The organism is Tenacibaculum mesophilum, from assembly GCF_003867075.1.
GTDB classification, from domain to species: Bacteria; Bacteroidota; Bacteroidia; order Flavobacteriales; family Flavobacteriaceae; genus Polaribacter; species Polaribacter mesophilus.
In genome coordinates this window covers 2,940,475-2,955,675 of record NZ_CP032544.1, presented here as the reverse complement: position 1 = coordinate 2,955,675, position 15,201 = coordinate 2,940,475, and the positions used below count along the sequence as shown (strand labels likewise).

The 15,201-nt window shown below is 31.2% G+C and carries 13 protein-coding genes; 11 read left to right on the top strand and 2 right to left on the bottom strand.

The genetic code is table 11. The annotated features are described in order from the left end of the window. Positions 1-77: 77 nt before the first annotated feature. The 6 genes from porG (at position 78) to murI (ending at position 6,326) form a co-directional block, all read left to right on the top strand. Positions 78-758: a type IX secretion system protein PorG gene (porG, locus tag D6200_RS13470; protein ID WP_073181876.1), complete on the top strand. Its 681-nt coding sequence runs from the start codon at positions 78-80 to the stop codon at positions 756-758. A 2-nt stretch (positions 759-760) separates the two neighbouring features. Next, complete coding sequence (locus tag D6200_RS13465; RefSeq protein ID WP_047788633.1) at positions 761-1,513, top strand: isoprenyl transferase; 753 nt, start codon at positions 761-763, stop codon at positions 1,511-1,513. Next, positions 1,506-4,049: an outer membrane protein assembly factor BamA gene (gene bamA, locus D6200_RS13460; RefSeq protein ID WP_073181878.1), complete on the top strand. Its 2,544-nt coding sequence runs from the start codon at positions 1,506-1,508 to the stop codon at positions 4,047-4,049. Before D6200_RS13465 ends, bamA begins: the two co-directional genes overlap by 8 nt. 63 nt (positions 4,050-4,112) lie before the next feature. Continuing rightward, the gene (locus D6200_RS13455) at positions 4,113-4,916 is read left to right on the top strand and encodes an OmpH family outer membrane protein (RefSeq protein WP_047788635.1); all 804 of its coding nucleotides are present in this window, start codon (positions 4,113-4,115) and stop codon (positions 4,914-4,916) included. A 37-nt stretch (positions 4,917-4,953) separates the two neighbouring features. Continuing rightward, positions 4,954-5,463, top strand: a complete 510-nt coding sequence (locus D6200_RS13450; RefSeq protein WP_047788636.1) for an OmpH family outer membrane protein — start codon at positions 4,954-4,956, stop codon at positions 5,461-5,463. Positions 5,464-5,537: 74 nt separating this feature from the next. Beyond that, on the top strand, positions 5,538-6,326 hold the full coding sequence (gene murI / locus D6200_RS13445) for a glutamate racemase (RefSeq protein WP_073181880.1): 789 nt from the start codon (positions 5,538-5,540) through the stop codon (positions 6,324-6,326). On the opposite strand, the gene D6200_RS13440 is transcribed toward murI, so the two are convergent. Both D6200_RS13440 and D6200_RS13435 read right to left on the bottom strand, forming a co-directional pair. Further along, on the bottom strand, positions 6,323-7,303 hold the full coding sequence (locus tag D6200_RS13440) for a PorP/SprF family type IX secretion system membrane protein (protein WP_073181882.1): 981 nt from the start codon (positions 7,301-7,303) through the stop codon (positions 6,323-6,325). The genes murI and D6200_RS13440 overlap by 4 nt on opposite strands. Positions 7,304-7,396: 93 nt before the next feature. After that, the gene (locus D6200_RS13435) at positions 7,397-8,242 is read right to left on the bottom strand and encodes an AraC family transcriptional regulator (RefSeq protein WP_073181883.1); all 846 of its coding nucleotides are present in this window, start codon (positions 8,240-8,242) and stop codon (positions 7,397-7,399) included. Between the two features lie 155 nt (positions 8,243-8,397). Here D6200_RS13435 and D6200_RS13430 point away from each other — a divergent pair, with 155 nt between their 5' ends. From D6200_RS13430 to D6200_RS13410, 5 genes are all read left to right on the top strand, one after another. After that, a complete protein-coding gene (locus D6200_RS13430) occupies positions 8,398-9,321 on the top strand; it encodes a dihydrodipicolinate synthase family protein (protein WP_073181885.1) in 924 nt (307 codons plus the stop codon). A 22-nt stretch (positions 9,322-9,343) separates the two neighbouring features. Next, positions 9,344-10,930, top strand: coding sequence for an aldehyde dehydrogenase (NADP(+)) (locus D6200_RS13425; RefSeq protein WP_073181887.1), 1,587 nt, complete (start codon positions 9,344-9,346; stop codon positions 10,928-10,930). Positions 10,931-11,086: 156 nt separating this feature from the next. Next, positions 11,087-12,094 (top strand): 4-hydroxyproline epimerase, encoded by a 1,008-nt coding sequence (locus tag D6200_RS13420; RefSeq protein ID WP_047788642.1) that lies wholly within the window; start codon positions 11,087-11,089, stop codon positions 12,092-12,094. Between the two features lie 59 nt (positions 12,095-12,153). After that, entirely contained in the window at positions 12,154-13,398 is a 1,245-nt protein-coding gene (locus D6200_RS13415) for an NAD(P)/FAD-dependent oxidoreductase (protein ID WP_073181889.1), read from the top strand. A 10-nt stretch (positions 13,399-13,408) separates the two neighbouring features. After that, positions 13,409-15,196 (top strand): aminopeptidase P family protein, encoded by a 1,788-nt coding sequence (locus tag D6200_RS13410; RefSeq protein ID WP_073182687.1) that lies wholly within the window; start codon positions 13,409-13,411, stop codon positions 15,194-15,196. Positions 15,197-15,201 lie beyond the last annotated feature (5 nt).

Genomic DNA, 15,201 nt, shown 5'->3' with positions numbered 1-15,201 from the left:
AAAAAAGTTAATCAAAAAGACAGATTATTAACTTTTTAAAGCAAATTCAATTCCCTATATTTGCACGCTATTTTACAATGAGAGGACTTATTTTATTAATATTATTGGCTTGTGTAGTAACACCTCTACAATCACAAACACACGAAATTGGTTTCTTTGCCGGTGGTTCTAACTATGTTGGTGATATTGGTAGTACCAATTACATACACCCTAATGAGTTTGCCGGTGGTCTCATATACAAGTACAACCTAAACCCAAGAATTGCCTTAAGAGGAACATATACTTACATTCCTATTTCTGGTAATGATAACAATGCTGATAATGCTTTTCGCCAAAATAGAGGTATTAGCTTTTCAAACACCATTCATGAATTTGCAGCTGGAGTAGAATTTAATTTCTTTGATTATAACATCAGCGATTACAGAACTTCATTTACACCTTATATATTAGCTGAAATTGCTGCTTTTAATTACAAAAGTCCAGAACCAACTTCATCAAGTAATACAGTTCTCTTAAAAAACAAATTTTCTTATACTATTCCTGTAGGTATTGGATTAAAAGGAAGATTAACCGATAATTTTGCCATTGCTTTTGAAACAGGTATACGATTCACATTCGTAGACGATTTAGACTTTACAACAGATAAAATAAACTCACTAGATTTTGGGGGTAATGGAAATGACTGGTATGTATTCTCAGGAGTTTCTATCGTATATACCTTTGGAAGACCACCTTGTTTTGGTGGAATAGCACAATAATTATGGAAGAAAAACTACAGCGTATTAATTTACAAAAAGTACCAAACCATATAGCCATTATTATGGATGGTAACGGTAGATGGGCAAAAGGTAAAGGTATGCAGCGTGTTTTTGGACATAGAAATGCTTTAACAGCTATTAGAGAAACAGCTGATACTGCTTCTGAACTTGGTGTTAAATTTTTAACCCTGTATGCCTTTTCAACCGAGAATTGGAATCGCCCAAAACTAGAAGTAGATGCTTTAATGAGTTTATTGGTAACTACTCTAAAAAAAGAACTCCCCGAATTTCAACGTAAAAATGTAAAAGTCAATGCTATTGGTAACTTAGCAAATTTACCAAGCAATGCCCAAAAAGTATTGAGTAAGGTTATTGATGCAACTAAAAACAATACTAAAATTACTTTAACCTTTGCTTTAAGCTACGGTTCAAGAGAGGAAATTGTTAATGCTATCAAAAACATATCAAAAAAAGTTGTTAATAACGAGATAGAAATTGAAAAAATTAACGAGAAAATTATAAATAATCATTTATATACGTTTAATTTGCCCGATGTTGATTTAATGATACGTACAAGTGGGGAACAAAGAATAAGCAATTATTTACTGTGGCAAATGGCTTATGCTGAGTTATATTTTACTGATGTACTATGGCCTGATTACAGAAAACAACATCTTTATAACGCAATAATTGATTATCAAAATAGAGAAAGAAGATTTGGAAAAACCAGTGAACAGATTGAAACAAATGAATAAATATTCGTATTTACTAGTATTTTTTATCACCCTATTTGTGGTGAGTACTCAAGCGCAAGACACAACTCCTAAAGAGAGTACTGTCACAAATATTATTTCCTACGAAAAAGGAAAAGAGTATATTTTAGGAGGTATAACTGTAACTGGCTTACAAAAATTTAGCGAACAAACAGTAAGAGTATATACTGGTTTAGTTGAAGGACAACCAATTAAATTACCAGGAGACAAACTTACAAGTGCCATTAAAAAGCTATATGAAAGTAAACAATTTAGTGAAGTAGATGTTTATTTATCTAAACGCGATGGTGAAACAGTATATCTTCAATTTGATGTAACTGAGTTACCTCAATTAACTGGAGTTACCATTTCTGGGATAAAAAAATCACAAATTAAAGAGATAAAAAAAGAAACAGAATTAAAAAAAGGGGTAATGGTCACAGACAACCTTATTGTTACCACTCGCAACTTTATTAAAAAGAAATATACAGATAAAGGTTTCTTAAAAACAAAGGTTTCATTAGATACTAAAAAAGACACTTCTGATGTTAACACTGTTAGCATGTCTATTTTTATCGATAGGGGTAATCGTATAAAGATTAAAGAAATTAATTTTACTGGCAATAAAGCCATGTCTAACGCTACTTTGCGTGGTGCCATGAAAAACACCAAACGTAAAGTTTTTGGTCGTTTTTGGAAAGCTTCTAAATATATTTTAGATGATTATAAAGAAGATTTAAAAAGTATTCTTGAAAAATACAGCGAAAACGGATATCGTGATGCTAGGATTTTATCTGACAAAGTTGTTTGGAATGATGACAATACCATTAATCTTGAAATTGAAGTTGAAGAAGGCCGTCAATACCGTTTTGATGAAATTGTTTTTATTGGTAATAAACAATATACAGATGAACAGTTAAGTAACATACTCCGAATAGACAAAGGAGATATTTACAATGGAAAGGTTTTAAAAGAGCGTATCTCTGGAGATGGTACACCTACTTCTCAAGACATACAAACTCTCTATCATAATAATGGTTTCTTATTCTCTCAAGTAAACGCTGTAGAAACTAAAGTAGAAAATGACTCCATTACCGTTGAAGTTCGTATTAGAGAAGATGAACCTGCAACAATAAAAAAGGTAACAGTAACGGGTAACGATAAAACAAACGACCATGTAATTTATAGAGAATTACGTGTTAAGCCGGGAGATTTATTTAGCCGTGAAAATATTATTAGGTCTATTCGTGAAATTGGACAATTAGGTTTCTTCGACACTAATGTAACACCAGATGTTAAACCTGATTATCAGAATAAAACTGCTGATATTGATTTTTCTGTTGTTGAAAAAGGAGGAAGTCAAATTGAGTTACAAGGAGGTTATGGTGGTGGTTCCTTTATAGGTACTTTAGGTCTTTCTTTTAACAATTTCTCAGTTAGAAACATCTTTAATAAAGATGCTTATAAGCCACTACCTATGGGAGATGGTCAAAAACTTTCTCTTCGTTTACAAGCAAGTAGAACTTACAATACCTATAGTTTTTCTTTTACAGAGCCATGGTTAGGCGGTAAAACACCTCAATCTTTATCTTTCTCTGTATATTTTTCAAATCAATATCGTTATGATTTTACTACGAACGATGTAAATAAAGATGAAAGTCTTAGTATAATTGGTGCATCTATAGGTTTAGGTAAACGTTTAAAATGGCCTGATGATTATTTTACTCTTTCTCAAAACATTAGTTATCAAAGAATAGAATTACAAAACTATGGTTATCGTGTAGGTTCTTCTAATAATATTCTTAGCCAAGGAGATTTAAACAACTTAGCATATACAGTAGCACTTAGCCGTAATTCTGCAGGTCCTAGTTTAATTTTCCCTACTTACGGTTCTGAATTTACTTTAAAAGCTAAAGCTACTTTCCCTTATTCATTAGTTAATGGAAAAGACTACACTGAGCCTACGAACCCAACTTCTGATGAAAGACAAGCTTATTTAGCTGATAAATACAGATGGTTAGAATACTATAAAATTTCTGCTAAAGGTAAGTGGTATACAGCCTTAGCTAACAAGTTAGTATTAATGTCTAATTTCGAAGTAGGTTATTTAGGTTCTTACAATGATGAATTAGGCTTAACGCCAGTTGAAAGATACTTTGTGGGAGGAGACGGTATTGCACAAGGTCAATTAGATGGTCGTGAAACAATTGGATTAAGAGGATATGAGAACAACCGTATCTCTTCTATTGATGGTGGGGCTATTTATAACAAATTTCAATTAGAACTGCGTTATTCTATTACAGATAAGCCTACTGCATCGATTTACACTGTAGGCTTTTTAGAAGCAGGTAATTCTTATGACAATTTTAGCGAATTTAATCCGTTTAAGTTAAAGCGTTCAGCTGGAGTAGGTGTTCGTATATTTATGCCTGCATTTGGATTATTAGGTATTGATTTCGCTCATGGTTTTGATCCTTTACCTGGCTTAACCGAAAAATCTGGTTGGCAAACCCATTTTATAATTGGAAGACAGTTCTAAAATCATGCATTCATAATGCGTCTAGGTTTTGGCACGGTTTTTTCTAAACACATTATATCAAAGATGAAAAAAAGTATTTTATCAATCGTTCTTTTACTTATAGCAAGTATAACCGCTGCCCAAAAAAATCAACGTATAGCTTACATTGATATGGAGTATATTCTTCAAAGTATCCCAGCATATTTAGAAGCACAAAACTCTTTAGATGCTAAAGTAGAAAAATGGAAATCTAAACTAGATAAAGAGGCTCGTGCTATTGAAGTTTTGAAAGTTGATTTAACTAACGAAAAAGCCATTTTAACTAAAGATTTAATTGAAGAGCGTGAAGAAGACATCACCATTAAACAAGAATCTTTAAGAAGGTTAGAGTCTTTATATTTTGGTCCAAACGGTGACATGTACAATTTAAGAAAGCAATTAGTAAAACCCGTGCAAGACCAAGTATACAATGCTGTACAAACGATTGCTTCTAGAAAAAAATACGATTTTGTTTTTGATAAATCTAGCGATTTAGTTATGCTATATTCCAACAAAAAACACGATATTAGCGACCTTGTTGTACAAATGATTAATATCGATCAAAGAAGGCAAGCTAAAAAGGATAAAATTGAAGCTAAAAAGTCATTACTTAAAAATGATAATTTAAGTGACGAACAAAAAGAAAAAATAGCTAAAAGAGAAGAATTAAAAAAGAAAAAAGAAGCTGATAGACTTGCTAAAATTAAACAAATAGAAGAAAAAAGAAAACAACGTTTAGAAGAAAGAGCTAATAAAAGAAAACTTTTACAAGAAAAGAGGAAGGCCTTATTAAAAGCACAAGAAGAAGCTAGAAAGAAAAAAGAAGAGGAAACAAAACAGAACAAATAAATCAAGAATAAAATAACATTAATTAAATTAAACAAAGATGAAACATTTAAAAACGTTATTATTAGTTGCAATTTTTACGGTTGGATTAGGTGGTGTGGCGAATGCACAGAAAACTGCACATATTAACACTGATAAATTATTAGCTGAAATGCCTGCTACAAAAGCTATGAAAGCAGAACTAGAAAAGCTAAACAAAACATATCGTGATGACATTGAAACAATGTATAAGAAACTTGAGGCTAAAATGAAGAAATATGAAGCTGAAGGTAAAAGTCAAACACAAGAGGTAAACCAAAAAAGAGCTGTTGAAGTTCAACAAGAAAGATTAAGAATTAGCCAAGCTGAACAAGCTGCTGGTAAAGAAATGCAAAAGAAATATCAAGAAAAAACTATTCCTATTTTAAAGAAAGCTGAAGATGCTATTAAAGCTGTTGCTTCTGAAAAAGGAATTATATACGTTTTCGATGCTGCACCAGGTAAAGGTTTAATCGTTTACGACAAAGGAGAAGATATTTATGATGCTGTAAGAGCTAAATTAGGATTCTAAAAAGAATACATATATTTATATAAAAATCCTGCTGTTTAAACAGCAGGATTTTTATTTTTGTTATACGTATGAAAATGATTACACAACAACCTATTGGTATTTTTGATTCTGGTATTGGAGGTACATCTATTTGGAAAGAAATCCATCAGCTTCTGCCAAAAGAAAACACTATTTATTTATCAGATAGTAAAAATGCTCCATATGGTCAAAAATCAACACAAGAAATAGTTAATTTATCAATAAAAAATACTGAATTTTTAATTGATAAAGGAGCCAAAATTATAGTTGTTGCTTGTAATACAGCTACTACTAATGCCATTGAATATCTAAGAGCTAATTATAAAATACCTTTTATTGGTATAGAACCTGCTATAAAACCAGCTTCATTACAAACTCAAACGGGTACTATTGGTATATTGGCTACTAAGGGAACCTTAAATAGTGCTTTGTTTGAAAAAACAACCTCAAGTTTAAATGATCAAATTAATATTATTGAACAAGTAGGAGAAGGATTAGTTGAACTTATAGAAAATGGAAACATCTATTCTAATAAGATGACTTTATTATTAAAAAAGTACCTAACACCAATGCTAGATAAAAAATGTGACTATATTGTTTTAGGCTGTACTCACTATCCTTATTTATTACCTCAAATACAAAAAATTACGGGTGAAAATGTAAAGATTATTGACTCTGGCGAAGCTGTAGCCAGACAAGTTAAAAATGTTTTACTTCAACAAAATTTACTAAATAATAGTAATGAAGTTACCGAAAACACATTTTATATTAACAAAGAGGCTGATGTTTTAAAATCAATGTTGAAAGACTATAAAAATAGTACAATAAAATTCTTAAATTTTTAATACGTAAAACTTCCATTAATATTAGGACACGCAGCTGCTCTTCTTTTAGTACAGAATAGATTTACACCTAATGATAATTGATGAAAACCTCCATTTGAAAATACTACATCACCTGTTTGCTGTGTATAAGTATAAGCAAACATCCATTTTTTATAATTAACTCCAACTATTGGAGTTACGTATTGTGAATCTCCAAAGACATTTCCTCCAAAGCTCTTTCTATAAGATAAGGCAGCCCATATTTGAGTTGTATTTAGTGTTTTGTATACTTTAAAATTTATGTCTGCTATTTTTTCTTTAGTCTGTTCTTTGTATTGAAACATTAATGAGGGCTCAAATTGTAACTTTTCTTTATCACCAAAAAAGTATCCTCCTCCAAGAATATAATTTCTAAGATTATATGATTCAAAATCTGGGTTTAAATTGTTTTTTGCTGATAAGAAAATATTTTTTATAGTAAAATAAGATGACAGCCCATTTTTATGATATGCCATTCCGAAATCAGCATTAAAATAAAAATCACTTTCTATAACCTGACTTACTGTAGGATCGTTTATAAAAGCCCTTTGATCTCTTTCATTCTGAACCACAGAAAAAGACAATCCAAAAGATAACTGATTAAAAAGGTTTTCATTTCCCATATCTATATGATAAGCATAGGTACCTTGAACTCCCTTTTGTGAATGATATCCATTTTTATCATTAAAAAGAATTACTCCAACTCCTGTGTTAGAGTATTCTCCTAGCTTTGTATGAAAACTTGCTGTTTGTAAAGCAGGAGCATCATCAACCCCTAACCATTGTTGACGTGCTGTTAATCTTATTTTCCCACAATCTCCTATACCTGCAGCTGCAGGATGTAATAAATATACATTATCTGACAAATAATCAGCATAAATTGGTAATGTTTCCTGTGCTGAAACATTGTAAACTAAACTTAATAATAAAAAAAAAACAGAAACAATTACCCTCTTCATAATTTTTTGAAAATAAAAAACAAATATAACTAAGAAATATTGCTTTTTATGTTAAATTTTAAGAAACAAAATAACTATTATTCAAAAAACTATTTATATATTTTTATGTCTAAAAATTGAAGGGCTTATTCCTTTAACTTCTTTAAATTTTCTATTAAAATTAGATAAATTATTGAATCCTGATTTATATGCTATTGAGCTAATTGGAAGGCTTTTGTCTGACACTAATAATTTACAAGCATTCTCTACACGCAATTCATTTAAAAAAGTAAAGTACGTTTTATTTGTTCTTTGTTTGAAATATCTGCAGAAAGCATTGGGAGTCATATTTGCTTTTTCTGCTATTTCATATAAATCTATATTTTTTTCAAAATTATTTATTGTAAAATCCATTACATCACGCATTCTTTTTCCTTCATTATCTGTATATCTTTTAGGGTAGATAAAGCTAGCAAGCTCTATTGTATCAGAATCAACTAAAATTTTTAAAACTCTTAGTAAACCTATGAAACGATTAAGATTACTTGATTTTTGTAAACTTAATAAAATTCTTATAACTTTTTTTTTGTTATTTAAGAGTTTAAATCCTGATATAGATTTTTCAAAAAAAGGAATTAATTCTTTAAAGTCATCTAACTGGAAAAAACTCTTCCCAAAAGATTCTTTTGTAAAAAAAAGGGAAATCATAAAAGACTCTTTAATAACGGAAGCATCACTTTTAAAAACATGTGGTAAATTACCTCCTATAACTAAGACATCTCCAGATGAATATTTATTAACAGTATCACCAACAATTAAAGTTCCCTCTCCCTTCACTATTACACATAATTGTATTTCCTCATGCTGATGGAATTTATCATAAAAGAATTGTTCTTTATCCTCCTGATAGATCAAACCAATATTATGAGTTTTTGGTATTTTAAAGGGTAAAACTTTCATTAATAAAACTACTATTAGTATTCAAAAATATGCAAATACTACTAACAAATACTAATCAAAATAATTAATAAGGTAATATTATACCAGTATTAGGTAATTTGAAGCTAAGACAGTCACTTCTTCACTTATAACTTTGCCAAAAAAACAATACTAAAATGAGTATAAATTGGAACGGTGTAATGCCAGCAGTAACTACAAAGTTTACAAATGATGATGCCCTAGACTTAAACATGTTTGAAGTGAACATAAAAGCACAATTAGATGCTGGTGTACACGGCATAGTATTAGGCGGTACGCTAGGAGAAGCTAGTACTTTATCTGATGATGAAAAAAGGATATTAACCCAAACTACCGTAAAGCTTGTTAATAATAAAGTGCCTGTATTAATTAACATAGCTGAACAAACTACAAAAGCAGCCATAGAAGCAGCTCAAAAAGCTGAAGAAGATGGGGCAAAGGGTTTAATGATGCTTCCTCCCATGAGATACAAGTCTGGGGACAGAGAAACAGTAGAATACTTTAAAGCTGTAGCAAAAAACACTTCACTTCCAATTATGGTTTATAACAATCCTGTTGATTATAAGATTGAGGTTACACTAGATATGTTTGAAGAATTATTAAAACATGATAATATTGAAGCTGTAAAAGAGTCTACAAGAGACATTTCTAATGTAACTAGAATTAAGAACCGTTTTGGTAATCGATTAAAGATAATGACTGGTGTAGACACAATAGCTCTGGAAAGTTTATTAATGGGTGCTGATGGTTGGATTGCTGGTCTTGTTTGTGCTTTTCCTAAAGAAACAGTAGCTATTTATGAACTACAAAAAGCGGGGCGTATACAAGAAGCTTTAGAAATTTATCGTTGGTTTTTACCGTTGTTGGAATTAGATATAAACCCTAAATTAGTGCAAAACATTAAACTAGCAGAAGTAGCTACAGGTATCGGTACTGAAAACGTAAGAGCACCAAGGCTACCATTAATTGGTGAAGAGCGTAAACACGTTTTAAGCGTAATAGAAACAGGCTTAAAAAACAGACCAACTTTACCCAATTATAAAACTTTAGCTACTCACTAATTAACTCTTTGTCAATTTAAATATGATTACAGGAAAAAACTATATAGGAAATCAGTTATCGAATTTAGGAAGTACAACTTACAAAACATTTAACCCTGAATTAAACCAGGAAAATGAATATATTTTTACCGAAGCGACTCCAGAAGAGATTAATAATGCTGTCGATTTAGCTACAACAGCGTTTAAAGAATACCAAACTATTTCTGGTAAAAGAAAAGCTGAATTTTTAAATGCTATTGCTGATGAAATTTTAGCCTTAGGTACTAAATTGATACAAACATATTGTGCTGAATCTGGATTACCAGAAGGTCGTGCAAAAGGAGAACGAGGAAGAACTGTATTTCAATTACGCTCTTTCGCTGATTTAGTTGAAGAGGGCTCATGGGTAGAGGCTACTATCGACACTGCAATTCCTGATAGAGAACCAAGTCCTAAATCAGATTTACGTAAAATGAATATTCCTTTAGGTCCTGTAGTTGTTTTTGGCGCAAGTAATTTTCCTCTTGCCTATTCTACAGCAGGTGGAGATACTGCAGCTGCTTTAGCCGCTGGTTGTCCTGTGATAGTTAAGTCGCACCCAATGCATGCAGGTACGGGTGAACTTATAGCTTCAGCAATTATTAAAGCTGCTGAAAAAACTGAAATGCCTAACGGTGTTTTTTCTAACTTAAACTCTAGTGGTATTGAAGTAGGTCAGCAATTAGTAGCTCACCCTAAAGTAAAAGCTGTTGGCTTTACAGGTAGTATCCGCGGAGGAAGAGCTTTATTAGATTTAGCTGCAAAACGAGAGGAGCCGATTCCTGTATTTGCTGAAATGGGAAGTATTAACCCAGTTATTATGCTTCCAAAAGCTTTACAAAATAAAGCCAAAAGCATAGCAAGTACTTATGCCAATTCTATTACGTTAGGTACAGGACAATTTTGTACGAATCCTGGATTGATCTTAGGAATAGAAAGCGATAGTTTAGATAATTTTATTAATTCTTTAGCTAAAAAAATTGTAGAAATAAATCCAACTTGTATGCTACATCCAAACATTGTTGGAGCATACGAGAGTAACAAATCTAAAGCTATTGCTCAAGAAGGATTAACTGTAGTTACTAACTATAAAGAGGAAACACAAGCCAACTATGCTTCTCAAATAGTTACAACTGTTAAAGGAAAAACATTTTTAGACAATCCTACTTTACACCAAGAAGTATTTGGCCCATATTCTATTGTGGTTCAATGTAAAAACGAAAAACAGTTAGAAGAAATAATTTCGAGCTTAGAAGGGCAACTTACAGGAACAGTTATTTCAGATGATAATGAAGTAGCTAACTACCCTACTATAGTTTCAGCTTTACAAAACAGGGTTGGAAGAATTATTTTTAACGGTGTTCCTACTGGTGTAGAAGTTTGTCCATCAATGGTTCACGGAGGTCCATACCCTGCATCAACAGACAGCAGATTCACAGCAGTAGGAATCAACTCTATTAAACGTTGGGTACGTCCATTTAGCTATCAAGACTGGCCTAATTATCTGCTTCCTCAAGAACTAAAAAACGAAAACCCTTTATATATTTTACGTTCTGTTAACGGTACATTAACAAAAGAGAAAATAGTATAATAAAATTTAATAATTTCTTTAGAAAACCTGTAAGTTCAAAACCTTACTTTTGGAGCATCTAAAGAAATTGAAATAAAGCCAGCTTCGTCTTTCCAAAATAGAAAAATTTGAAGGGTTTTTTCTACTACAGAATACAAGCTGGCAATTCAATTTAAGATGAAAAAAACTTTTTTTTGTGTAGATGCACACACTTGTGGTAATCCTGTGAGAGTTGTTGCAGGAGGTGGTCCTAACTTAATAGGAGCCAACATGAGCGAAAAACGTCAACACTTCCTTAGAGAGTATGATTGGATTCGTAAAGGTTTAATGTTTGAACCTCGTGGTCATGATATGATGAGTGGCTCAATCTTGTTCCCTCCTCACAACCCAAAAAATGATTTTGCTATTTTATTTATTGAAACTTCTGGATGTTTACCTATGTGTGGTCACGGAACAATTGGAACAATCACTATAGCAATTGAAGAAGGCTTAGTTACACCTAAAGTTCCAGGAAAGATTAGAATGGAAGCTCCTGCTGGCTTAGTTGAAATTGAATATCAGCAAACCGGAAAAAAAGTAGATTGGGTTCGTTTGACAAATGTAAAAAGTTATTTAGCAGCTGAAGAACTCACAGTAGATTGTCCAGATTTAGGAGAAATTACTTTCGATGTAGCTTATGGTGGAAATTATTATGCAATTGTAGATCCTCAAAAAAACTTTTCGGGTGTACACAATTTTACAGCATCTAAAATTATTCAATACTCTCAAGTTGTTCGAAATCGAATAAATGAAAAATATCCTGACATGTTTATTCATCCAGAGAATAAAACTATTAGAGACGTTACACATATGCTATGGACAGGTGATCCAATAAACCCAAGCTCATCAGGAAGAAATGCTGTATTTTATGGTGATAAAGCAATTGACAGAAGCCCTTGTGGTACTGGTACATCTGCTAGATTAGCTCAATTATTTACAAAGGGAAAATTACAAATTGAAGAAGACTTTATACATGAGAGCTTTATAGGTAGTAAGTTTATTGGTCGTGTAGAAAAAGAAACAACTTTAAATGGTAAACCAGCTATTATTCCCAGTATACAAGGATGGGCAAAAGTATATGGGTATAATAACATTATAATAGATGATAAAGATGACCCATATGCTTATGGTTTTCAAGTTATTTAAATCATTAATTTTAGGTTATTGGTAAAAAACAATTAATAAACAATTAAAACGTTACATTATTGAAAGATTGTATTATAATTGGTGGAGGAATTATAGGTTTATCTACTGCGTATTTCCTTCAAAAAGAAGGTCATAAAGTAACTGTTATAGATAAATCTAACTTTTCTTCGGGTGCTTCCTATGTTAATGCAGGTATTATAACACCTAGTCATATTATTTCACTAGCCGCACCAGGCATTATTAATAAAGGTATTAAATGGATGTTTAGCTCTACAAGTCCTTTTTCTATTAAACCTCAGCTAGATTATGACTTTTTTCAATGGGCATGGTTATTTAAAAAATCTGCTACACATAAAAAAGTTTCAACTTCTATTCCTATTATCAAAAATATTAATGTATTTAGTAAAGAGCTTTATGAGGAAATTAAAACTTCTAATGATTTTGATTTTCATTATCAACATAAAGGTTTATTAATGCATTATAAAACTGATAAAATGGGGGAAGAAGAGTGGAATATAGGAAAATTAGGCATAAAAGAAGGGTTAAAAGTAGAACATTTAACTAAAGAACAAACTCAAAAATTAGAGCCTAATATTAAACTAAATATTAAAGGTTCTATCTACTATCATTCAGATGCTCACATGACACCTAATGAGTACATGAACCAGTTAAAGCTATATTTAACACAAAATAATGTAACTTTTTTAGCTAACGAACAGGTTACTGATTTTCATATCAAAAACAATAAAATACAATATATCAATACTCTTAATGATACAATTACTGCAGATGAATTTATATTAGCAACTGGCTCATGGACACAAAGAATAGCTAAAAAACTTGGTATTAATATTCCTATTCAAGCAGGTAAAGGCTATCGGGTTAATGTAAAAGAGAATACGGGTATTACAATTCCTGCTATATTAACTGAGGCAAAAGTAGCTGTAACACCTATGAATGGTTTTACTCGTTTTGGTGGCACCATGGAAATTGCTGGTATTAACAATAAAATAAACCTAAAAAGAGTACATACAATTACTCAAGCCGCTAAACAATATTACGACAATTTACAAATTACAAAAAAAGACATTGATAATGTAGAGAGCGGACTCAGACCTTGCTCTCCAGATGGGTTACCATATATTGGTAAACTCTCAAAAATTAAAAATGTGACAGTAGCTACTGGTCATGCGATGATGGGATGGAGTCTAGGTCCAGCAACGGGTAAATTAGTTTCTGAAATCATAAGTAATAAAAAAACAAGTTTAGATATAAAACCGTTTAACATTGAACGTTTTTCTTAAAAAAGCTATTATGGTTAATGAAAGATTAAAAGCTTTACGTGACTTCATGTCTATTCAAAAGATTGATGCTTTTATAATTCCTTCAACTGACCCTCATCAATCGGAATATGTGGCTGATCATTGGAAACTTCGTGAATACTTTTCTGGTTTCACAGGGTCTGCTGGAACTCTAATTGTCACAAAAGATAGAGCTGCTTTATGGACTGATTCTCGATATTTTTTACAGTTTGAAGAAGAGTGCAAAACTTCTGAAGTACAACTACATAAACAATCTATTCCTCATGCTCCAGAACATGTAGCTTGGTTATGTAATTTACTGAATACAGAAACTTGTATTGGCTTAGACTTTAGGTTGTTTTCCATATCACAAATAAATTATTTAACATCACATACAACTTTAAAAAACATACAACTTAAAAATCAACCTAATTTTGCAAAAAATATATGGATAAATAGGCCTAGTTTACCTAATACACCTATTTACCATCATTCAATTAAATACAGTGGAGCTTCAACTTTATCTAAAATTAGAAAAATTCAGGAAAGGTTAAAAGATAAAAATGTAGATTTTTATTTCTTCTCATCATTAGATGAGATTGCCTGGTTATTTAACATTCGTTCTAGTGATGTCGACTATACCCCTTTGGTTACAGCTTATGCTCTTATAGGTAAACAAGATATTTATTTTTTTTGTGATAAAAAGAGATTTACACCCCCGGTTATTAATGATTTTGACGCTAATAATGTTTTTATAAAAAACTATGATGAAGTCATAACTTATCTGTCTGAAATAACTTATAATAAAAAAACCATTGTTGACTTTTCTACTTTAAATTATGAGTCTTTTGTTAATTTAAAAGGAACCCTTATTTCTGAAAAATCTTATGCTAAAACTCTTAAATCAGTTAAAAATATTACTGAGATTGAAGGTTCCAAAAAGTGTATGATCAAAGATGGAGTTGCTTTAACTAAGTTTTTTATTTGGCTTGAAAAAAAACTCTGTAAAAATGTTGTTTCTGAATATGAAATAGGACAAAAACTTAATTATTTTAGGCAACAACAAGATTTATATAAAGGTGAGTCATTTGCTACAATTGTAGGCTATAAAAAAAATGGAGCCATCATTCACTACACTGCTACTAAAGACAATTGTTTGCTTGTAAAAAATGAAAATATTTTATTGTTAGATAGTGGTGCCCAATATGAAGATGGAACTACTGATATTACCAGAACTATTTGGCTTGGAGGCACACCTTGTAAAAAAATAACAACAGCATACACAGCTGTTCTAAAAGGTTATATTGGACTTGAACAACTTGTTTTTCCTAGAGGAACAACAGGAGTACAATTAGATGCTTTTGCTAGAGCTCCATTATGGAAAAATGGATTAGATTACCCACATGGAACAGGACATGGTATTGGTAGTTTTGGTATGGTACACGAACCTGACCAAGGATTTGCTAGCACTACAGTAACTGAAAGAGGTACAAGTTCACATTTTGAAAACCAACTAACAACTATTGAACCAGGATTATATATTTCTGGAGAATTCGGTATTAGGATAGAAAATATAGTTCTTTCAAAAATACAAAAAACTTCTAGTTTTGGTATTTTTTTAGAGTTTGAACCACTAACACTATGCTATATTGATACCACATTAATTAATGCAAACTTACTTACTATTGATGAAAAAAACTGGTTAAATGCTTACCATAGTAAAGTTTACCAAACACTTTCTCCTTTCTTAACTAAAGAAGAAAATATTTGGCTAGCTAAAAAATGCACAAAAATTAATTAATATTT

Excerpts from the sequence above, each read along its gene's own strand:
- porG (WP_073181876.1), top strand. The coding sequence starts at position 78 with ATGAGAGGACTTATTTTATTAATATTATTGGCTTGTGTAGTAACACCT.
- D6200_RS13465 (WP_047788633.1), top strand. The coding sequence starts at position 761 with ATGGAAGAAAAACTACAGCGTATTAATTTACAAAAAGTACCAAACCAT.
- bamA (WP_073181878.1), top strand. The coding sequence starts at position 1,506 with ATGAATAAATATTCGTATTTACTAGTATTTTTTATCACCCTATTTGTG.
- D6200_RS13455 (WP_047788635.1), top strand. The coding sequence starts at position 4,113 with ATGAAAAAAAGTATTTTATCAATCGTTCTTTTACTTATAGCAAGTATA.
- D6200_RS13450 (WP_047788636.1), top strand. The coding sequence starts at position 4,954 with ATGAAACATTTAAAAACGTTATTATTAGTTGCAATTTTTACGGTTGGA.
- murI (WP_073181880.1), top strand. The coding sequence starts at position 5,538 with ATGATTACACAACAACCTATTGGTATTTTTGATTCTGGTATTGGAGGT.
- D6200_RS13440 (WP_073181882.1), bottom strand. The coding sequence starts at position 7,303 with ATGAAGAGGGTAATTGTTTCTGTTTTTTTTTTATTATTAAGTTTAGTT.
- D6200_RS13435 (WP_073181883.1), bottom strand. The coding sequence starts at position 8,242 with ATGAAAGTTTTACCCTTTAAAATACCAAAAACTCATAATATTGGTTTG.
- D6200_RS13430 (WP_073181885.1), top strand. The coding sequence starts at position 8,398 with ATGAGTATAAATTGGAACGGTGTAATGCCAGCAGTAACTACAAAGTTT.
- D6200_RS13425 (WP_073181887.1), top strand. The coding sequence starts at position 9,344 with ATGATTACAGGAAAAAACTATATAGGAAATCAGTTATCGAATTTAGGA.
- D6200_RS13420 (WP_047788642.1), top strand. The coding sequence starts at position 11,087 with ATGAAAAAAACTTTTTTTTGTGTAGATGCACACACTTGTGGTAATCCT.
- D6200_RS13410 (WP_073182687.1), top strand. The coding sequence starts at position 13,409 with ATGGTTAATGAAAGATTAAAAGCTTTACGTGACTTCATGTCTATTCAA.